Source organism: Nocardia colli (assembly GCF_008704205.1).
Lineage (GTDB): Bacteria > Actinomycetota > Actinomycetes > Mycobacteriales > Mycobacteriaceae > Nocardia > Nocardia colli.
In genome coordinates this window covers 1-350 of the sequence record NZ_VXLC01000077.1, presented here as the reverse complement: position 1 = coordinate 350, position 350 = coordinate 1, and the positions used below count along the sequence as shown (strand labels likewise).

The following is a 350-nucleotide window of genomic DNA, read 5'->3' as shown; positions in this document are numbered from 1 at the left end:
GATGAAGAGGTCGAATATGTCGACATCCGCTTCAGCGACCTTCCCGGCGTTCAGCAGCACTTCTCGATCCCGGCGAAGGCCTTCACGACCGACCTCGCAGAGGAAGGGCTAGCGTTCGACGGCTCCTCCGTCCGTGGCTTCCAGTCGATCGACGAGTCGGACATGCTCCTGCTGCCCGACTTCAGCACCGCGCGCCTGGACCCGTTCCGCGCCGCCAAGACGCTGAACCTCAACTTCTTCGTGCACGACCCGTTCACCCGCGAGGCCTACAGCCGCGACCCGCGCAACATCGCGCGTAAGGCCGAGGAGTACCTGCGCTCGACCGGCATCGCCGACACCGCGTACTTCGG

Annotated in this window: 1 protein-coding gene; it reads left to right on the top strand. The window is 65.1% G+C overall.

Annotated features, from left to right (window positions below; translation table 11 throughout):
• A partial coding sequence (locus F3087_RS45770) for a glutamine synthetase beta-grasp domain-containing protein (RefSeq protein WP_191094486.1) occupies positions 1-350 on the top strand: 350 nt, incomplete at both ends.